Source organism: Pedobacter sp. ASV1-7, assembly GCF_040203335.1.
Lineage (GTDB): Bacteria > Bacteroidota > Bacteroidia > Sphingobacteriales > Sphingobacteriaceae > Pedobacter.
The window spans coordinates 180,539-198,923 of sequence record NZ_JBEHBV010000001.1 but is presented as its reverse complement, the minus strand read 5'-3'; the positions used below and the strand labels follow the sequence as shown (position 1 = coordinate 198,923).

The 18,385-nt window shown below is 36.6% G+C and carries 21 protein-coding genes; 12 read left to right on the top strand and 9 right to left on the bottom strand.

What is annotated here, in order from left to right:
• Position 1: 1 nt before the first annotated feature.
• Positions 2-1,150, bottom strand: coding sequence for a DNA polymerase III subunit (locus ABDJ41_RS00945; protein ID WP_349783857.1), 1,149 nt, complete (start codon positions 1,148-1,150; stop codon positions 2-4).
• Between the two features lie 164 nt (positions 1,151-1,314).
• Here ABDJ41_RS00945 and ruvX point away from each other — a divergent pair, with 164 nt between their 5' ends.
• The 8 genes from ruvX (at position 1,315) to ABDJ41_RS00905 (ending at position 9,317) form a co-directional block, all read left to right on the top strand.
• Positions 1,315-1,728: a Holliday junction resolvase RuvX gene (ruvX, locus tag ABDJ41_RS00940; protein WP_349783856.1), complete on the top strand. Its 414-nt coding sequence runs from the start codon at positions 1,315-1,317 to the stop codon at positions 1,726-1,728.
• A 30-nt stretch (positions 1,729-1,758) separates the two neighbouring features.
• The gene (locus ABDJ41_RS00935; protein ID WP_349783855.1) at positions 1,759-2,394 is read left to right on the top strand and encodes an O-methyltransferase; all 636 of its coding nucleotides are present in this window, start codon (positions 1,759-1,761) and stop codon (positions 2,392-2,394) included.
• A gap of 2 nt (positions 2,395-2,396) precedes the next feature.
• Positions 2,397-3,077 (top strand): glucosaminidase domain-containing protein, encoded by a 681-nt coding sequence (locus ABDJ41_RS00930; RefSeq protein ID WP_349783854.1) that lies wholly within the window; start codon positions 2,397-2,399, stop codon positions 3,075-3,077.
• Positions 3,077-3,988, top strand: coding sequence for a glucosaminidase domain-containing protein (locus tag ABDJ41_RS00925; RefSeq protein ID WP_349783853.1), 912 nt, complete (start codon positions 3,077-3,079; stop codon positions 3,986-3,988). The genes ABDJ41_RS00930 and ABDJ41_RS00925 overlap by 1 nt, the downstream gene beginning before the upstream one ends.
• 48 nt (positions 3,989-4,036) lie before the next feature.
• Positions 4,037-4,789: a hypothetical protein gene (locus ABDJ41_RS00920; RefSeq protein ID WP_349783852.1), complete on the top strand. Its 753-nt coding sequence runs from the start codon at positions 4,037-4,039 to the stop codon at positions 4,787-4,789.
• Between the two features lie 402 nt (positions 4,790-5,191).
• Positions 5,192-6,223 (top strand): DUF3078 domain-containing protein, encoded by a 1,032-nt coding sequence (locus ABDJ41_RS00915; protein ID WP_349783851.1) that lies wholly within the window; start codon positions 5,192-5,194, stop codon positions 6,221-6,223.
• A gap of 82 nt (positions 6,224-6,305) precedes the next feature.
• Positions 6,306-7,640, top strand: a complete 1,335-nt coding sequence (gene ffh / locus ABDJ41_RS00910) for a signal recognition particle protein (RefSeq protein WP_349783850.1) — start codon at positions 6,306-6,308, stop codon at positions 7,638-7,640.
• A gap of 138 nt (positions 7,641-7,778) precedes the next feature.
• The gene (locus tag ABDJ41_RS00905; protein WP_349783849.1) at positions 7,779-9,317 is read left to right on the top strand and encodes a YifB family Mg chelatase-like AAA ATPase; all 1,539 of its coding nucleotides are present in this window, start codon (positions 7,779-7,781) and stop codon (positions 9,315-9,317) included.
• On the opposite strand, the gene ABDJ41_RS00900 is transcribed toward ABDJ41_RS00905, so the two are convergent.
• Genes ABDJ41_RS00900 through ABDJ41_RS00880 form a run of 5 tightly spaced genes read right to left on the bottom strand, consistent with a single transcriptional unit; the run spans position 9,314 to position 12,740 of the window.
• Positions 9,314-9,583, bottom strand: a complete 270-nt coding sequence (locus ABDJ41_RS00900) for a hypothetical protein (protein ID WP_349783848.1) — start codon at positions 9,581-9,583, stop codon at positions 9,314-9,316. The two genes, ABDJ41_RS00905 and ABDJ41_RS00900, sit on opposite strands and share 4 nt — an antisense overlap.
• Before the next feature lie 30 nt (positions 9,584-9,613).
• Entirely contained in the window at positions 9,614-11,047 is a 1,434-nt protein-coding gene (locus ABDJ41_RS00895) for a COG3014 family protein (protein WP_349783847.1), read from the bottom strand.
• Positions 11,048-11,073: 26 nt separating this feature from the next.
• Complete coding sequence (locus ABDJ41_RS00890; RefSeq protein WP_349783846.1) at positions 11,074-11,667, bottom strand: penicillin-binding protein activator LpoB; 594 nt, start codon at positions 11,665-11,667, stop codon at positions 11,074-11,076.
• A 27-nt stretch (positions 11,668-11,694) separates the two neighbouring features.
• Positions 11,695-12,090 carry a hypothetical protein gene (locus ABDJ41_RS00885; protein WP_349783845.1) on the bottom strand — a complete coding sequence of 132 codons (396 nt, stop codon included), beginning with the start codon at positions 12,088-12,090 and terminating at the stop codon, positions 11,695-11,697.
• 56 nt (positions 12,091-12,146) lie between these two features.
• On the bottom strand, positions 12,147-12,740 hold the full coding sequence (locus tag ABDJ41_RS00880) for a TlpA family protein disulfide reductase (RefSeq protein ID WP_349783844.1): 594 nt from the start codon (positions 12,738-12,740) through the stop codon (positions 12,147-12,149).
• A gap of 179 nt (positions 12,741-12,919) precedes the next feature.
• On the opposite strand from ABDJ41_RS00880, the gene ABDJ41_RS00875 reads away from it, so the two are divergent.
• Genes ABDJ41_RS00875 through ABDJ41_RS00865 form a run of 3 tightly spaced genes read left to right on the top strand, consistent with a single transcriptional unit; the run spans position 12,920 to position 14,903 of the window.
• On the top strand, positions 12,920-13,786 hold the full coding sequence (locus tag ABDJ41_RS00875) for a TraB/GumN family protein (protein ID WP_349783843.1): 867 nt from the start codon (positions 12,920-12,922) through the stop codon (positions 13,784-13,786).
• Positions 13,787-13,789: 3 nt separating this feature from the next.
• Positions 13,790-14,293, top strand: coding sequence for an RNA polymerase sigma factor (locus tag ABDJ41_RS00870; protein WP_349783842.1), 504 nt, complete (start codon positions 13,790-13,792; stop codon positions 14,291-14,293).
• Entirely contained in the window at positions 14,283-14,903 is a 621-nt protein-coding gene (locus ABDJ41_RS00865) for a hypothetical protein (RefSeq protein WP_349783841.1), read from the top strand. The genes ABDJ41_RS00870 and ABDJ41_RS00865 overlap by 11 nt, the downstream gene beginning before the upstream one ends.
• 3 nt (positions 14,904-14,906) lie before the next feature.
• Here the strand turns inward: ABDJ41_RS00865 and ABDJ41_RS00860 are convergent, their stop codons facing one another.
• The 3 genes from ABDJ41_RS00860 to ABDJ41_RS00850 all read right to left on the bottom strand — a co-directional run bounded on the left by ABDJ41_RS00860 (position 14,907) and on the right by ABDJ41_RS00850 (position 17,636).
• Positions 14,907-16,211 (bottom strand): hypothetical protein, encoded by a 1,305-nt coding sequence (locus tag ABDJ41_RS00860; protein ID WP_349783840.1) that lies wholly within the window; start codon positions 16,209-16,211, stop codon positions 14,907-14,909.
• Positions 16,208-16,801 carry an RNA polymerase sigma factor gene (locus tag ABDJ41_RS00855; RefSeq protein ID WP_349783839.1) on the bottom strand — a complete coding sequence of 198 codons (594 nt, stop codon included), beginning with the start codon at positions 16,799-16,801 and terminating at the stop codon, positions 16,208-16,210. Before ABDJ41_RS00855 ends, ABDJ41_RS00860 begins: the two co-directional genes overlap by 4 nt.
• A 115-nt stretch (positions 16,802-16,916) precedes the next feature.
• A complete protein-coding gene (locus tag ABDJ41_RS00850) occupies positions 16,917-17,636 on the bottom strand; it encodes a DUF4397 domain-containing protein (protein WP_349783838.1) in 720 nt (239 codons plus the stop codon).
• A 243-nt stretch (positions 17,637-17,879) separates the two neighbouring features.
• On the opposite strand from ABDJ41_RS00850, the gene ABDJ41_RS00845 reads away from it, so the two are divergent.
• Positions 17,880-18,344 carry a pyrophosphohydrolase domain-containing protein gene (locus ABDJ41_RS00845; RefSeq protein ID WP_349783837.1) on the top strand — a complete coding sequence of 155 codons (465 nt, stop codon included), beginning with the start codon at positions 17,880-17,882 and terminating at the stop codon, positions 18,342-18,344.
• The last annotated feature ends 41 nt before the right edge of the window (positions 18,345-18,385 follow it).

Sequence of the window (18,385 nt, the reverse complement as noted above, 5' to 3'; positions counted from 1 at the left end):
ATTAATTATATATATGTTGAGTCCCTTTCGGGAACGTTTTAAACTTGATTATTTTAACCAATTGTAAAGATACATCTAAAAACAGAATTTTAGGGTTAGCATTTCGCTCAATATGATAATGCGCCTTTTCAAGTTCAGCAATAATCGCATCTGCCATGTTCAAATCCAATACATGCGTAGATAGTTTTTTAGCTGTTTCCAATGCTCTCACGGGTAATTTTACCAATTCATCAGCCCCACTAAGCAACAAACTACATTCACGTAAAAAGCTTATCCCATACTTTAAAAAGTTTTTCTGATTTTCACGTCCCCATGTTGCAGCCTGCTCTACAAAAGTTGTTAAATCCAACACGCGGTTCCCATATCCCATTCGCAACCATTCCGCGAATTTATCTGCATTTTCATTATGTGTATTGGCAACCAGGGATTTCGCTTCTATTAAATTTCCATCTGCAAGAAAACTATATTCCGTAGCTTGATTTTCAGGTAAGCCATGGCCTTCCATCAAATAAGTTTCTATTGTTGCGTAAGATAGCTTAGGAATTTTAACAATTTGAGTTCTCGATAAAAGCGTAGAAAGAATTTGTTCCTGATTGTTTGCAACCAAAATAAACAAAGTATTTTGTGGTGGTTCTTCAATGATCTTTAGTAAAGAGTTCCCTTCTTTATCTAAATACTCTGGAAGCCACATGATCAGCACCTTCGTTTCAGCCTCAAAGGCTTTGTAACTTAATTTTTTAATGATATCATGACATTCAGCAATATTGATATTCGCCTGTTTATTCTCAGCACTGAGCTTAGAACGCCAGATATCCATATCAAAATAAGCATCATCGAGCAACATACTTCTCCATTCCTCCAAAACATCCACAGCTGTTCTCACATCTTTGGAAGCAAAAAATGGGTAAGAAAAATGCAGATCCGGATGGATATATCTTTCATACTTACGACATGAAGAACATACACCGCAACTGTCATCAATCTGCTTATCTAAGCAATTGATGTACTGCGCATAAGCAATAGCCAAAAGCAAGGCCCCACTTCCTTCCGACGACAGAAACAGTTGTGCGTGACTAATCCTATTCTCAGCAACTGTTTGTATCAATTGCTGTTTTATGTTTTCCTGACCGATGATCTCTTTAAACTGCATTTGGTGCAAAATAACATTTTTTTAAGATATTTCCTTTTGCTATCCTTTTGCTATCCTTTTGCCCGGACCAATAAAAACGCAATATTGAAGCTGATTATAAACATAAGAGAACAACACCAGTGATTAACCTAAGCCCTTTAGGATTTTACTCTTATCTTTGCCTCATGCCCAGAATTATTGCCTTTGATTATGGAACCAAACGCATCGGAATTGCCGTTACTGATCCCTTGCAAATTATCGCAACAGGACTAGACACCATCCATCCTAAAGATATCATTGAATATCTAAAAAAATACCTGCTTGCTGAAGAAGTAGAAGCTTTTGTTTTGGGTGACCCAAAGCAAATGGATGGCTCTCCTTCTGAATCTGCACAACATGTAAAAGGATTTGCAACTACTTTAAAAAAAAACTTTCCTCATATCCCGCAATATTGGATAGATGAACGTTTCACATCAAAGTTAGCTCACCAGACAATTTTACAAAGCGGACTAAAAAAACAAGATCGTAGAAATAAAGAAAGAGTTGACACCATCTCTGCGACCATCATTTTGCAATATTTTATGGAACAGCACCGTTAATGAGAGCGTAATTGCGAATACAATTTAAATATGAGTTTAATTAATGACGATATGCAGCAACTGCTGCTCAACTACTGCGAGCCTGAGAACGCATTACTGCAAAAGATAGATAGAGAAACAAATCTTAAGGTTCTGATGCCAAGAATGCTCTCTGGACACTATCAAGGCCGCGTTTTAAGCATGCTTAGCAAAATGGTTAACCCTTCAAGAATATTGGAGATTGGCACATTTACAGGCTATGCCACATTATGTCTTGCTGAAGGATTGACCGAAAATGGAATCATATATACTTTAGACATCAATGAAGAATTAGAAGAAATGGTTCAGACTAACTTTGCCGCATCTGAATATGACAACAAAATAAAATACATTCTCGGTGACGCCTATGAAACACTAAACGACTTAAATGAAACATTCGACCTTGTGTTTATAGATGCAGATAAAAAAAACAATGGCACTTATTACGACATGATTTTTGACCGTGTACGTTCCGGTGGACTTATCATTGTTGATAATGTATTATGGAGTGGAAAAGTATTGAATACCAATCAAGACAAGGACACTAAAAATATCACTACATTTAACGATAAGATTTTAGCAGACAACCGTGTAGAAAAACTTATTCTTCCTGTTAGGGACGGATTATTTGTAATCAGAAAAAAGTAGATATGTTAAAAACAATATTATTTGTTTCATTACTATTTCTCTGCGTTAGTTTTAACACAAAAGCTCAAGCCACTGACGACTATATTGACACCTATGCAGACGAGGCTCAAACGCTAATGCGTGAATATAAAATCCCTGCAAGTATTATTCTTGCTATTGCTATTCATGAATCTGCTGCAGGAACAAGTAAAATTGCCCGTTACTTAAACAACCATTTCGGCATAAAGGGAGCCAATAGTAGTACTGAAATCCGCTCTGCTTATAAAGACTATCCTTCTGTTAATGAGTCCTACGAACATTTTCTGGATTTTTTAAAAAGCAGAACATCCTTCAACCATCTCTTTGAGAAGTATGACCAATACGACTATAAAAATTGGGCCAGAGGCATACAACGTGGTGGATATGCAAGGAGCCGAACCTGGGCTTCACAGATCATCGGAATTATTAAAAAGAATAATCTATACGAGTATGATGAGCGCCCCGATGATTATGTAGAAGTCATTGCACCAGAACCAGTAGTCCGTAAACCAAAATATACGACGGCCTCTAAAACTTACATTGTTAAACGTGGCGATAGCCTATACACCATTGCTAAGGCTCGTCGCACCACCCCTTCTGCAATCATGAAAAAAAACGGATTAAAAAGCGCTGCTATTAAACCCGGACAAAAACTTAAATTATAATGAACAACAAATTTCTAGCCCTTGCTATCCTATCAGTTGTATTTTTAAATGCCTGTAAATCCAGAAAATATAGTCACAATAACAAACAAATCGAAAAAGCCGCTAATAAAGCTAATCCGAATGCAAAATCATACACGACCTTAAATTATATAGAAAGCTTTAAAGACGTAGCCATTGAAGAGATGAATAAATACGGAATCCCTGCCAGCATCACTTTAGCACAAGGAATCCTCGAATCCGGAAATGGAAATAGCTCACTTGCTAAATATGCAAATAACCACTTTGGTATCAAATGTACATCTGATTGGAAAGGAAAAGGTTATTATAAAGACGATGACAAAGCAGACGACTGTTTTAGAGTATATAAGGACGCAAGAGAATCGTACAAAGACCATTCTGAATTTCTAAAAAGGAAGCGTTACAGCTTCTTGTTTGAATTGGATAAGAATGACTATAAAAACTGGGCCCGTGGTTTAAAACAGGCCGGCTATGCTACAAACCCTAAGTACCCAGATTTACTCATTAATCTGATAGATCGTTATCAGCTTTATAAATATGACCAACCTGAATCTGAAAAGGATAAAATAAAACGTGAAGACAGGGTATTTTCAGAAATCAATGCCAATATCCCTAAAGAGAAAGAAAAATTCGCACCAGTTGAAACGCCGCCGTCAAAGCAGGTTGTTAAAACACCAGATACTTTGCGCATCTCGACTCCGGTTGTTAAAGATAGTACTGTTCAAAACAACATCGCTCCTGTTTTTAAACCAAGCACTTACACCGTTAAACAAGGAGATACGCTTTACAACATATCTAAAAGATTTAACATTACAATAGATGAGCTAAAGTCATTAAACGGAATTACTGATACAGGAATAAAAATTGGTCAAACACTCACCTTAGTTAAATAATGTTAATATTATTACACAGATAGCCTTATCTTGTAGTTTTGTACTTGAATGAAGTTTTATAGCCTTTTACTCCTATTTTATTGCTTAACATTTAAAGCATTTGCACAGCAACCAACTGTGAGGGGCTTTGTTGTGGATAAAGATTCTAAACTTCGACTGGCAAAGGTTTACATTTACAACTCCGCTAATGACGAGGGAATTTATAATACACCTAAAGGAGAGTTTACTATTAAAGCTAAGCAAGGGGATACGCTATTTGCTGTTTTACAGGGCTATGCATTAGACACCGTCGTTATTCATAATCAGAATTCTATATATTTTCAATTGAAGTCTTTTGGTATTCCTCTTCGGGAAGTTGCCATTGTGGGTGATAAATTTACACCCATGCAACGCCATGAGAAAACGTTAAAAGAATATAAGTACGCGCTAGACAAAGGAAAGGCCAAAGACTTGCTAAACCTTGGCTTGGGTGGCGCAGGATTAGGTATAGATGCTATTTATAATCTATTAAGTCGTCAGGGCAAGAATGCACGTCATCTGCAAAAAATAATAGAAAGAGATTATCGTGAAGCAATTATCGATTATCGGTTTAAGCCTGATTTTGTAAAGCGGGTATTACAAATTGGTGATTTTGAAGCAGAAGACTTTATGCAGCAATATCGTCCATCATATGACTTTGTACTTAGTGCCTCTGATTATGCTTTTGTCGTTTACCTAAGAAATAACTACGCCAACTATAAACGTAATCCTGCAGCATTTAAACTGCCCCCATTGCCTAAAATAAATATAGAAAAGTTTTGAAAGCGTTCTTTTTAATCGTTTCAAAAATCCCTGCCAATGCAATGGCTGTTTATCCATTCATTCTTTTAAAGAATAAATTTCAGAAAGAGGATCTGGTATTGATAAATCATGAAAGGATACATCTTAGACAACAACTAGAATTACTGATATTGCCTTTTTATCTTTTGTATTTGATCAATTATGTAATCAACCTGATCAAATACAGGAATCATTCCCGCGCATACTTTAATATCTCATTTGAAAAAGAAGCTTACGCCTGCGATCAAAACCTTAATTACCTAAAAAGCAGAAAGTTTTTCTCCTGGATAAACTATTTCTAAAACAGCTCCTTTTAATGCCATTTATCCAATTAGTTTACTATTAAACTTTTAATACCTCAGTTTTTTGTTTTTCTTTGTACTGATGAAGAGTTTTTATGCCTACTTATTATTAGCTTTTACCGGTACTACCAGCCTTTATGCTCAAGAGATCGACACTGTGCCGATTAATACTAAGGGTCTTGATATTAAACTGAAACGTAGTCCACTGCCATCAAGAACAGGAACAATCCCTTTTAAACCAGTGGAAATAAGCCCAATTGTAGTAGATGCTAAGGTTAACTACTGGAAAACCAGAACCTCTGTCGGCATTAATGTAAATCAGGCAACCTTCTCCAACAACTGGAAAGGGGGAGGAGTAAACTCCCTGGCAGTTGCAGGTTTAGTAAACTACAAAGCAGAATATTCTAAAGATAGCTATAGCTATGTGAGCGAACTGATTTTAGAATATGGCAAGGTTAAAAACAAAGACCAATTGCAAAAGAAGACCCGTGACCGGATTTTTTGGGATCACAAAGCGGCAATTCAATTATCCAAAAACTGGTATTTCTTCGGTTCAATTAACTTCGAATCACAGTTTGACTCAGGTTTTTCTTATAAAACTGTAAATGGTAGGGAAGTTGCAACCCTAATATCCAAATTCATGTCACCTGGCTACTTGACAGAATCTTTCGGTTTTGAGTATAAGCCTAGTAAATATTTTTCTACTCGAATTGGTACTGGTAGTGCTCGGCAAACTTTTGTCTTGGACAGTACTATTTATGAGAGACCAAAGAAGACAGATGGCACTCCCGATTATAACAAACCTGTTCCACCAAAATATGGCGTTGATTTTGGTAAGAAATTTAAAAATGAGCTGGCTTTTCAGATTGTAATGAATTTCGAAAAAGAGGTTTTCACGAACACGATGCTTAAATCGAGATATCAGATGTTTATTCCTTATGACAGGTCAATGGTGAATATAGACCACCGTCTTGATGTTACTATTACCTCTAAACTGAACCGTCTGATGAATGTATCACTTTCTGGAGTCGGCTTGTTTGACCGCGACAATGATACTAAGATTCAAGGAAGCCAGACGCTGGCACTGGGTGTAACCTTTGTCTTCCCGCGCTAATACTTTTTTATTAAACCAGAATTTACCTCTAAAATTAATACCTTTGGGGCTACAAAAAATTGAACACTAAGCATTAAAGAAAATGTTTGAAAATTTACAGGATAAGCTAGATCGTGCATTTAAGGTTTTAAAAGGACAAGGTAGCATTACAGAGATCAACGTGGCAGAAACCATGAAAGAGATCCGTAAAGCTTTATTAGATGCCGACGTAAACTATAAAACTGCCAAAAGCTTTACCGATGAGGTTAAAGAAAAAGCTTTAGGTTTAAATGTACTTACGGCTGTTTCACCAGGTCAGTTACTTACTAAAGTAATGAATGATGAACTTGCAGCCTTGATGGGTGGAGAGGTTACCGAACTTGACCTGAAAGCAAACCCTACTATTATATTAATTGCAGGTTTAAATGGTGCCGGTAAAACTACCTTTACCGGAAAACTGGCTAACTTCCTTAAAAGTAAAGGGAAAAAACCAATACTTGTTGCGGGCGACGTTTACAGACCCGCAGCAGTAGACCAGCTACAAATCTTGGGTGAGCAGGTTGGTGTTCCTGTTTATGCAAACAAAGAATCCAAAGATCCTGTAGCAATAGCTCTTGAAGGTATTGCAGAAGGGAAAAAGAACAATAATAACGTGATCATCATTGATACTGCCGGTCGTTTATCGATCGACGAAAGCTTAATGAATGAGATCTCGGAAGTGAAAGCAAAAACACAACCGCACGAAATCCTGTTTGTTGTTGATGCCATGACCGGACAGGATGCGGTTAACACTGCTAAAGTATTTAACGATCGCCTAGATTTCACAGGGGTTGTGCTGACGAAATTAGACGGTGATACCCGCGGTGGTGCTGCGTTATCTATCAAATCCGTAGTAAACAAACCAATTAAGTTTATTGGTACCGGAGAAAAGATGGAAGCTCTGGACGTATTCTATCCAGAGAGGATGGCTTCCCGTATTTTGGGTATGGGTGACGTGGTTTCTCTTGTTGAGCGTGCACAACAGCAGTTCGACGAGAAAGAAGCGGCAGAACTTCAAAAGAAAATCCGTAAAAATAAATTCGACTTCAACGATTTCTACAACCAGATACAGCAGATCAAGAAAATGGGTAACATGAAAGATCTGATGGGTATGATTCCAGGTGTCGGCAAAATGATGAAGAATGTTGACATTGAAGATGATGCTTTTAAAAATGTTGAAGCCATCATCCAGTCGATGACGAAATTTGAACGTGAAAATCCGGACAGCATTCAACAAAGCAGACGCTTACGTATTGCTAAAGGTTCTGGAAATAAAATTGAAGAAGTAACGAAGCTGATTAAACAGTTCGAAGATATGCGTAAGGTAATGAAGCAATTCTCTAATCCTGCTACTGCAGCAAGGATGATGAAGAATATGCCAAAAATGCCACAGCGCTAGAATATAATAACAACCTAACCGATCCCGGCCAATAACAGGCCGGGATTTTTTTATGCCCTTTAAAATATAAACCCTCATTTCTTACCAACGTATTATCAAATCAGTATAGATTCACACGGTGACATTTAAAAATTAGTTATGCTGATAAAAACTTATGGGAGCGCGGTTTTTGGTGTAAACGCGTTAACCATAACCATTGAAGTAAGTATAGGCGGAGGAAATAGATATCATATTGTTGGCCTGCCGGATAATGCCATTAAGGAAAGCCTGAGAAGAGTCGAAAGCGCAATACAATCTGCAGGACTTAAAATGCCCAGACAGAAAATTGTAATTAATCTGGCACCCGCCAACATTCGGAAGGAAGGTTCAGCTTACGACCTCCCTATTGCCATAGGTATTTTAGCGGCTTCAGGGCAAATAGAAAGCCCGGAGGTGGATAAATACTTCATCATGGGAGAACTTTCCTTAGACGGAGGATTACAACCCATCAAAGGAGCTTTACCAATAGCAATACAAGCTCGTGTAGCAGAATTTAAAGGCTTCATTCTTCCAAAAGACAATTCGAGAGAGGCAGCAATTGTAAGTGACCTGGAAGTTTATGGCATGCAAAACTTAAAAGAAGTCGTCTCCTTTTTTAATGGTTCAGAAAAAAAAGAGCCTGTATTCGTCAATGCAAGAGATGAGTTTTTAAATCATACAAGCAATTATGAGCAAGACTTTTCTGATGTCAGGGGCCAAGAGAATATAAAAAGAGCACTTGAAATTGCTGCCGCTGGAGGACATAACTTAATTCTTATTGGGCCACCAGGTGCAGGAAAAACCATGCTAGCTAAGCGTCTCCCCACAATATTACCTCCATTAAGCATTCGTGAGGCTTTAGAAACAACTAAAATTCATTCTGTAGCAGGAAAACTAAATGCCACTGAATCATTGATGACAGAACGCCCTTTTCGCAGCCCTCATCACACAATTTCAGACATGGCTCTGGTTGGTGGCGGTGTCAATCCGCAACCAGGAGAAATATCTCTTGCTCATAATGGAGTCTTGTTTTTAGATGAACTACCAGAATTTAAACGAAGTGTCCTGGAAGTAATGAGACAACCTCTTGAAGACCGATGTGTAACCATTTCACGATCCAGGTTGAGTGTAGAATATCCAGCAAGCTTTATGCTCATCGCTTCTATGAATCCTTGTCCTTGCGGTTTCTATAATCACCCTGAAAAAGAATGTATCTGTGCTCCTGGTATCGTTCAAAAATACCTCAGCAAAATCTCTGGTCCTTTGTTGGACCGTATCGATTTACATGTAGAAGTTACACCAGTAAATTTTAACGAACTGACATCTGCTGCTGAGACAGAAAAGAGTGTTGACATAAGAAGACGGGTAATTGCTGCACGTCGAATACAGGAAAATAGATTCAGGGCTAATAACAACCTACATTACAACGCACAAATGAGTCCAAATATGGTGCGAAATATTTGCCAGATAGGTAATACAGGGCAGAATTTAATCAAATCAGCAATGGAGAAACTCGGTCTTTCAGCCAGAGCTTATAACCGCATTTTAAAAGTATCAAGAACCATTGCTGATCTTGCAGAAAGTGAAGAAATTAAATTGGAGCATTTAGCTGAAGCTATACATTACCGCAGCCTGGATCGTGATAGCTGGACCGGTTAATCCAGCAGATCATCGTCCTCATCGCTCTCCTCATCCTCTTCATCTGGCACATAAGCCATGATGGCTTTACCAATGGCATTTATTTCTTCATTATACTCAAATAGAGGTAAAGCTGTTTCATCATCTAACTTTAGCCATTGCTCTTCAGTATCCTTTTGAATCTGAACATATTCTTTCCCGTCTTTATAAACTACGTAAATATCATTGCCTTCTGGAAATATGGCATAATCAGTTGTTCCTATAGTAATGTCAAATGGTTCTTGCATTGTAATTTTTATTTATTGTCTTGAAAACGGCTAACGTAAAGTCGAATAGTTATAAAACTGAAGCTTTCCTGTTCCGGTAATTTCTATTGTTTTTGTTTCATCTGCTCCTGAAGCACTTTTTAGCTTCAGAGTAATAGTATTACTCCCTTTTTGTAAAGGAATACGTGTATAACTGATATTTGCTGGTAAAGATTGCCAGTTTCTGGTATCAGCCTTTTCTGAAAGCAAGCTATATAACTGCATCCCAACGCCAAGACCTTCCAGCAAAGAATTGTTCTTACCATCTTTACCACTCCCCTTAGCGCTTTGCCTAAGTGCATATTCTGCACTCTTTTTAACCGCCAAACGAGTCAGTACTTTCCCCATCTCTTTCATAAAACGCTGATCCAGGGTTTTAAAAGCCAGCTCATTAATATCTTCTGCTTTCTCAAATGAAACAGTTTGTTCTCCGTTATTTAAGGTCGCAGAACTATAATAGGAATTTCGCGCAACATACTTAGGATAGGTCGCCCTAAGACTTTCAACACCGTTCAAACTAAAATTGCTGTTGCTGTATTCATGATAAAAGGGAATAATGATAGTCCCTCCAAGATTAGTAAAAAACAAATCCCCATTGCTCCCTTTGATAAGTGAGAAAAAAAGCTCTTCTTGTTGCTTAACTGGTGCCATCCCATTCTCCCAAAAGAAAATCAATTCACCACCCTCAGAACTTTGAGTTTTGTTATACTTCATATTAAAAAGGCCTTCAAATCTACTCAATTCTGCTGCAAACCCATTATAATCTGCCATCCTCAAAACATCCCGCTTAAGCGCCTCAGGCATTTTTATCCCATAATAAGTCTGGTCTTTGCTTTTCAAATATACCTCTGCAGAATTTCTGTAAGCAATAAAGGCATTGTTGACATCACCATCATGTTCGTAAATTAATCCCTGTAACATTAAGGAGAATGCATCTTTAGAATACCGGTTTTCCTTATCATTAAACTTATCACCTTGTTCCTGTGATTGCAGTGTAATTCTCCTTGCTTCAACGATAGCATCTTCTGTTTTATTCAGATAAACGTAGTTTAATGCTTTATAATAGTGGATCATAAACTTTTCGAAATCTTCCCCCTTATAACGCTGAGTCATTGGATTCACTAAAGTCCCCACTACTGCATCCATTGCACCGCCCATTCCATTTTCAAGCAATTGATCGGCTTCATTAAAATATTGATTGCTTGCTTCAAAATCTCCAGAAAGATGACTTGCTTTCCCCTTTTCCATTAGGAATAAAAGCTTATTTCGTGGCTTTTGTAAAAGCTTATTCTTATCCAGCTCCTTTACTGCTTCCGCATAATTACCCGCAGAAATCTGTTTATAATAAGACGCAATCATATCATTGTAGCTGGAACAGCTAAAAAGAAAGAGCATCAGTCCTAATAAGAATGATGCTCTGAAAATATTCCTGCGAATTTGTACCATATTATATTTAGTCAGGAAAAAGCCGACTAATTTTTAACGTATTTAGCGATTTTCTTATCTCCAATCCATACCACTTCATTAGTCTGGATGTTTGTTAACTCTAAATTAACCTGATAATAAACTACTTTTTTACGTTTATGAGAATCTACGATAGAGTTAATAGATCCTTGAAGGATATAATCTGCACCATTTTCTAATCCGAATTTCTTCATTGTTGATACAGAAGCATTATCCTGCTGATCAGCTTTTTCTGCACGAAGTTCTTCTCTTTTTTTTCCTCCTTGCACTAATCTAACGCGTTCACTTTTAATAAATGACTGCTCTACATCCTTAACAAATGTTTCTGCATCAATGTGTTCATGACTTTTATTCTTTACTACGCCAACCACAACAACAGGCCTTTTCCCTTGCTTCTCTTCCAGGTGAGTAGACAACCATTTACCACCTAAAACAGTTTGAGTCATCTCTTCAGCTACCAGCCTCGAGTCTGTATTGTTCCAATTACCACTTACATCAATTGCCTGATCAGTATTTACCCTTGTAACCTGACGTGAACATGATGATATGATCACTCCTGAAACGGCAATCGCCGCGATAGTCATTATCTTTTTAATCTGCATATTTATGAATATAAATTTCTTTCTTGTTTACCAACCCCACGGGCGACTGTTTCCCCATCCATAACCAATATAACCTCCGTAGCTAAAGCGTCCACCAAAACCATAATTACCATAGCTTATCGAAGGATAAAAGTACGGACTGTTATAATAATATCCACTATTCAAATTCAATTGAAAGTTTCTTTCCCTTCTCAATTTTCTGCGTTCCTCCCTAGCTTCATACCAATCGTAAGCTTTATAGGTCTCTTGAACAGTCGTACCCTGATTTCGGGTTAAAGAATCAGCAAGATTCATATACCTTGCGCGACTTTCCTCATGTCTGGGATTCTGATCTTTCAAAAGATCTGTTTTTTGCGCATAAGTGTTAGTTGTAAAGCATAATCCTACAACACAACTCATTATAAAAATCAAATTCCTTTTCATCCTCATATTTTTTAATTAAACAAGACAAGAGTTATATATAAGACGTAAATCCAGGTCTAAATGTTACTCGCCTTTAACTGTTTTATAAATTCTATAAACTTATCACTTGCATAATTAGCCGCTCCAGCTTCATTATAAGAAACCCGTCCTTTCTTATCAAATACTACTGTAGTAGGTAGCGACCCCTTAAAAATTACTTCGGGAATATTACTAGCAACCTGATATACCGGCAATCCATATCCTTTTTTATCCATGTACTTCTGTGATTTTGCAAGATCACTATCAGCATCTACCATAATAAAAACGACATCTTTATCATTCTTAAACTGTTCGTAAAGCTTATTTACAGAAGGCATTTCAGCCAGACAAGGAGGGCACCAGGTAGCCCAGAAGTTTAAAAACACTACCTTATCTTTCAAGCTTCCTAAATCCACAATGTTTCCTGAAGCATCTTTAAATCTAATCCCTGAAAGGTCTTTTACCTCTGTAAGCGCAGTATCTTTCGGTTTTTCTATACCGGGATTAAATAACCCAATCTCCATCAAACCTCGGATCATTAATGCTTTTGCAGATGGCACAAAAATAAGCACCAGTAAAAAGCCAATAAATAAGGCGTTTATAATATTCTTTTTATTCAAAATTCTTCTCATCAATCGTAAGTGCTTTTTGTAAAGTTACGAGAATATCTTCTGAAGCCCCTAGTATAGGAGCGCTTTTGACATTCCATTGTTAAAAATATTTTTTGTTAAATCCTGTAACGAATATTCCTAACTACATACTTACTCTATGAAAACAAATAAGAACCTATAAAACTTAAAAATATTATATTATGAAAAGTCTAATAAGCACCCTCGCAGTTATTGCAACACTTCTATTTACTATTCATTTAAAAGCGCAGGAAAAGCAGGCAACAAAATCGCTATTATGGGAGATAAGTGGCAAAGGACTAACTAACCCTTCATATATTTATGGAACCATCCATATGATGTGCGAACCAGACTTTAATATTAAGGATAAAACTAAAAAAGCTTTTGAAAAAGCGGAAGAACTTGTAATGGAACTAAACTTTACAGACCCGGCAGAAATAGCCGAGCTTCAAAAATCTATGACGTCGCCTATCCCCTTAAGTAAAAAACTGAGTCCTGCACAATACAAATTGTTAGATTCTGTTCTGGCCTTAAAGACGGGGATTCCTTTAAAAACAATGGATCAATTAACATTAACTGCCTTAAGTAGCTTCGTTATAACAAAAACACTCCCATGTACAGAGATTAAATCATACGAATTTGAATTTGCTAATTTAGCGAAGAAACAGCAAAAGCCTTTTGGTGCACTGGAAACAGTTAAACAACAAACGGAGTATTTTTCAAATGCATTTACAGATGACATGCTGGTTGAGCAAATTGCTAATTTTGACGATTATAAATCTGTATTTGTAGAAATGATTGAAACCTATAAAGCAGAAGACCTTAATAGACTAGATAAAATATTAAAGGATAAACGATTTGGCAGTACCAAAGAAAGTGATAAATGGATGCTACAAATAAGAAATGCGAATTGGGCAAAGCAAATACCTGAAATGATGAGAAACAAAAGCTGTTTCTTTGCTGTAGGAGCCGGTCACCTACCTGGGAAAAAAGGCATCTTAAGCTTACTGAAAGCGCAGGGTTATACTGTTAAACCCATATTGAACTAAGATTTGAAAACAAGAGAAAAAGAATTTCTTGAACAGATAGAAACCCACAAAGGAATCATACATAAGATTTCAAGGATGTATATGGATGATGAAGATGATCAGAGAGATCTTTTTCAGGAAATCATCTGTCAGCTATGGAAATCGTACGACTCCTTTAACCATCAAAGCAAGTTTTCATCATGGATGTATCGGGTAGCTTTAAATACCGCTATTGTTTATTTCAAAAAGCAAAAACGAAAAGAAGATCTTTATGCAACAATTGGTCAGGAAATAGAAATTCCTACAGATGATGCAGAAACAAAAGAGATACAAATAGCTCACTTTTATAAGGCTTTACAGCAACTGGATAAAATAGAGAAAGCATTGATGTTCTATTTCCTTGAAGATTATTCGCACAGGGAAATAGGAGTAAATCTGGGGATTAGTGAGGGAAATGCAAGAGTAAAGCTAAACAGAGCAAAAAATAAATTAAAAGAACTTATAAAAAAACAAGGATATGAATTTTGATGATCTAAAATCTGCCTGGAATAAAGAATCCAGCTCAAACATAACAATACCAGATAAAGTTGAAGAACTTAAGCGAGCCGAATTACCGCTTGATAAGATTAAAAGGAACATGAAAAATGAACTAATTGCACAAATTGCAGCGATTATCTTGCTTGGATTTTTCCCACAAATCTTCAATTTCAAACCAGTCCTTTATACTCCATTTTACGCAGTATATATATTACTTGTGATAACCTCAATCTACTTCTTCACCCGTTTTTACTTCTTCTACAAAAGAATCAGTAATGTATCCTTAAGTACAAAAGACACCTTATACGAAGTTAACTACGATATTAAACTCAATATGGAATTGTATAAACTATTTTGCTATATGATGTTCCCATTTATGATTGTTCAGGTAAGTCTTTTATTAATCAATAGTGAATACGACCGCTTTATCAAGTTGTTTGAAACCAGTATATCCAATGGCTCATTTTATTTGTATTTCACAATTGTAACAGTAGTAACTTATACCTTTTTACACTTTTGCGCTATTTATTGGTTAAAATCCTATTATTCAAAATATGCCACAGAAATTGAGAACATATTAAAGGAACTTAAAGAAGAATAAGCTTTAAAAATCAAATTTTATCCTTACACCTGTGCCTATCAGGTACAGGTTTTCTTTTGTAAACTCTTTCATTGGCAACTTCATAAATGGCTCTACCGAGAAAGCTTTGCTTCCAGAAATTGGTTGTTTAAACCCAAAAGAAACATTGTAAAATCCTAAATACTTACCTCCTCTGATTTCTCCTGACGGAACAGCTTCAGAAACTTCCCTTGTCTGAAACAATGCTTTAAATCCTGTATTCCCAATCTGCTCAGTGGCTGGAGCATACTCAACACCACTCTTTAAATAGTTGTTATTTTGTTTTTGATTTAAAACAGCGAAAGCAGATACCCCAAAATTGGTGTAAAACTTTTTAGACAGATAATACTTAATCCCTAATGGAATATCTATTCCTACCAGATTTGCATCAACAGATTTCAAGCTTTTAGTTTCCTGAACCATGGCAACTGCCCCAGCTGGTGCGTCCATAGCCCTGTCTCCACTTCCCATATTTTTTGTTGCCCCTATTTCATTATACGAGATGCCAGAGCTGATTGAAACCTTATCGGACAATGCATAATCCATACTCACACCATATCCCATATTCAGCTTTTTAGCATTACCCATAGAAGGTGCTACCATCAATCCCATTTCCCATTTGTCTGCCTTTCTATCGGTAGATTTCAGTGCGGCAATAGCACTATTAGACTTTACTTCTGCATCCAGAAACTCCTGGAAACTACGTGGTCTCTTCTCTTTAGCGGTATCAACCTCCTTCACTGTTAATTGGGCAATTCGTTCTGAAGAAACTGCTTTGTTCTGATCATCCCTTTTATTAGAAACGCCTATTGAATCTACAATTATTGTCTTCCCCTGCGCAAATGAATTTGCAGGTTCTACCATAGGAATCGTTGATTTCGAAGTAACAGGCTGATTTAATTGAACGATTAAGGCGTTACCCGGAACATTGTTCCTTATTCTTTGCTCAACAATATTCCTATTCTCTGTTAACTCCTTTTTTAAATTTTCAACAGCTGGGGCTGGTGTTTCTGGAGTCAAATCCGGCGCTACTCCTATCGTTTGTTCAGACTGATCATTTTTCACATGTTGCCCTGTATTTTTATTCTGGATATTACCTCCAGTATAAAACAAAGCAAAGCCAATTAACACAACAGCAGCAGCACTACTTAAACCCGCCATCCAGATCCAACTGATCTTCTTTCTCTCCCTTTTCTCAAAACGCTCCCATGCACCAGGTGTATAAACCTCCTCGTGTTCCGTTAAACATTCTTTTATGTGAGCAAATAGCTCGTCATCTACCGGTTTCATATCCTTCGGGTATTTTGAATTGTTGTCGGATCATATGAATTCAACAGGGAGTTTTTATAAAGTTCTCTCAACTTGTTCTTTGCTCTTGTTAAATAAACCCTACATGAGCTTTCGGGCATTGATAGTATCTTTGAAATCTCTTCATGTGAATAGCCTTCAATTTCATACATATTAAAAATCAATTTATGTGTCTCAGGCAACTGATTTAAAAGCCTCATGATGTCCTGTACATTTAACTGTGAGATTACATTCAGTTCGGTAACTGGCTGCTGCTCTTCAACAATATCATCAACATATAAAAAAGTCCTTTTACTCCTTAAAAAATCTATTGCCGTACGGGATGAAATTCTGGCAATCCAGCCTTTGAAGGCCTTTAACATCTGATCGCCTGATTTTGGCGAATTGAACTGACTTATACTCTTAAAAACCTTAATAAAACTATCGTTAACCAACTCTTCTGCATCATTTCTATCGTCCACATAGCGTAAAGTAACACCCATTAAATAGCCATAGAATGATTTATACACCATCTCTTTACTCTTACTGTCGTTCCTTAAACACCCCGCTATCGCGTTCTCAAAATTGAGCATTCTTTATTTCAGCAATTAAGGGTTAGGTTATAAATAGTCCATCGGCATATTTATCTAAAATTTAAAAGAGGATATCCTGTTATATAAACAGAATACCCTCAAATATAGGTAGATATTATTTGTGTGTGTAAATTGCTGCGCCTAATTTTAAGCTATCAATTGTTGCTGCTGAGTTACCTTTAGCATAAATGGTATAGATTTTACCTCTTTCAATCTTAACGTTTGGCAAAGTAGTTATAACTGCATCTCCTTGTTTAATATTGAAAGTAATGCTTTCTCCCGGATCAACGGCAGTGAAATCTGTATACTCATAAAATGCTTTTTCAGTAAATAAATCTGTATCCTTTCCTGCAATTCCAAGTTCAAGACCAGCACCAACTCCACTAGTAGCCGCCTTGTATAAGTTAATAAAACGAACTTTTGCTTTATCCGCTGCTGGAGCACTTAAATCATCTTCTGTTCTTAAAAATCTTTTTTCATTTGTTTGTAAAGTATCTAGAATAAAAATAGAATACCCTATACCCGGAGCCATATTAAATCTTTCATGAGCAATTGCTTTATTGCCATTTCTACGAGCTACACTTACAGTTCTCGTTCCCGGAAAAAGGTTTAAGTAATCAATCTTATCATTAAATTTTAATGCTTTTTTATTGTTTACCCTCGTCACATCAATATAAAAATCTAAAGACATCGTATCTGGAAAAGCATCAATAACAGAAAGACCTGCAACTTGCTGAGGCTCGTACTTATCTTTAGAACAAGCAGCAAAAACTGCTGATACAGCAACAACAGCAATAAAAGTTTTAAATAGTGTTTTTAAATTTACGTTTTTCATCTTCATCTCTTTTTAAAAGGCACTTCGTTAAGAAGTATATGTTTTTCATTATAAATAACTATGGGTTAATGGCCATTAACACTCTTTTACTTATAAAACGAGACTTACTTTAAAAACGCTACAGTCGACCTTATTTTTATTCAAACCCGAATTACAAAGCTGAATACCGGTAAATAATTATTATCCTTAATTTTGATCCAGAATAAATATTGTAATTTTAACTAACAACATAATCCATAAAAAATGCAAGAAGCAAATTCACTAAATCAGGTTGCAGAATTCCATAAAACATTTAAGCACCCAATAAAAGAAACACCAGGGATTCCAGCTATTGAAAGAGCAAACTTAAGGGTTTCACTATTAGCAGAAGAGCTTAATGAATTGAAACAAGCCATTGAAACAAATGACTTTATTGAAGTAGCAGATGCACTTTGCGACCTGCAGTACGTACTCTCAGGTGCAATCCTTGAATTTGGCCTGGCTGATAAATTCAAGTCTCTATTTGATGAGGTACATCGCTCTAACATGAGTAAAGCCTGTAAATCAGAAGAAGAAGCCAACCAGACAATACAGCATTACAGAACAACACAACAATGCGACGCTTACCACAAAGAAGAAGATTCTTTATTTCTGGTATACAGATCCAACGACAATAAAACCTTAAAATCAATTAACTACTCACCAGCTGATTTACAAAGCATCCTGTAGGTAACAGAAATAAAAAAGCGTGATGCAATATAATGCACCAC

Bases quoted from the DNA above. Each gene is read 5' to 3' on its own strand.
- ABDJ41_RS00945 (WP_349783857.1), bottom strand. From the start codon at position 1,150: ATGCAGTTTAAAGAGATCATCGGTCAGGAAAACATAAAACAGCAATTG.
- ruvX (WP_349783856.1), top strand. From the start codon at position 1,315: ATGCCCAGAATTATTGCCTTTGATTATGGAACCAAACGCATCGGAATT.
- ABDJ41_RS00935 (WP_349783855.1), top strand. From the start codon at position 1,759: ATGAGTTTAATTAATGACGATATGCAGCAACTGCTGCTCAACTACTGC.
- ABDJ41_RS00930 (WP_349783854.1), top strand. From the start codon at position 2,397: ATGTTAAAAACAATATTATTTGTTTCATTACTATTTCTCTGCGTTAGT.
- ABDJ41_RS00925 (WP_349783853.1), top strand. From the start codon at position 3,077: ATGAACAACAAATTTCTAGCCCTTGCTATCCTATCAGTTGTATTTTTA.
- ABDJ41_RS00920 (WP_349783852.1), top strand. From the start codon at position 4,037: ATGAAGTTTTATAGCCTTTTACTCCTATTTTATTGCTTAACATTTAAA.
- ABDJ41_RS00915 (WP_349783851.1), top strand. From the start codon at position 5,192: ATGAAGAGTTTTTATGCCTACTTATTATTAGCTTTTACCGGTACTACC.
- ffh (WP_349783850.1), top strand. From the start codon at position 6,306: ATGTTTGAAAATTTACAGGATAAGCTAGATCGTGCATTTAAGGTTTTA.
- ABDJ41_RS00905 (WP_349783849.1), top strand. From the start codon at position 7,779: ATGCTGATAAAAACTTATGGGAGCGCGGTTTTTGGTGTAAACGCGTTA.
- ABDJ41_RS00900 (WP_349783848.1), bottom strand. From the start codon at position 9,583: ATGCAAGAACCATTTGACATTACTATAGGAACAACTGATTATGCCATA.
- ABDJ41_RS00895 (WP_349783847.1), bottom strand. From the start codon at position 11,047: ATGGTACAAATTCGCAGGAATATTTTCAGAGCATCATTCTTATTAGGA.
- ABDJ41_RS00890 (WP_349783846.1), bottom strand. From the start codon at position 11,667: ATGCAGATTAAAAAGATAATGACTATCGCGGCGATTGCCGTTTCAGGA.
- ABDJ41_RS00885 (WP_349783845.1), bottom strand. From the start codon at position 12,090: ATGAAAAGGAATTTGATTTTTATAATGAGTTGTGTTGTAGGATTATGC.
- ABDJ41_RS00880 (WP_349783844.1), bottom strand. From the start codon at position 12,740: ATGAGAAGAATTTTGAATAAAAAGAATATTATAAACGCCTTATTTATT.
- ABDJ41_RS00875 (WP_349783843.1), top strand. From the start codon at position 12,920: ATGAAAAGTCTAATAAGCACCCTCGCAGTTATTGCAACACTTCTATTT.
- ABDJ41_RS00865 (WP_349783841.1), top strand. From the start codon at position 14,283: ATGAATTTTGATGATCTAAAATCTGCCTGGAATAAAGAATCCAGCTCA.
- ABDJ41_RS00860 (WP_349783840.1), bottom strand. From the start codon at position 16,211: ATGAAACCGGTAGATGACGAGCTATTTGCTCACATAAAAGAATGTTTA.
- ABDJ41_RS00855 (WP_349783839.1), bottom strand. From the start codon at position 16,801: ATGCTCAATTTTGAGAACGCGATAGCGGGGTGTTTAAGGAACGACAGT.
- ABDJ41_RS00850 (WP_349783838.1), bottom strand. From the start codon at position 17,636: ATGAAAAACGTAAATTTAAAAACACTATTTAAAACTTTTATTGCTGTT.
- ABDJ41_RS00845 (WP_349783837.1), top strand. From the start codon at position 17,880: ATGCAAGAAGCAAATTCACTAAATCAGGTTGCAGAATTCCATAAAACA.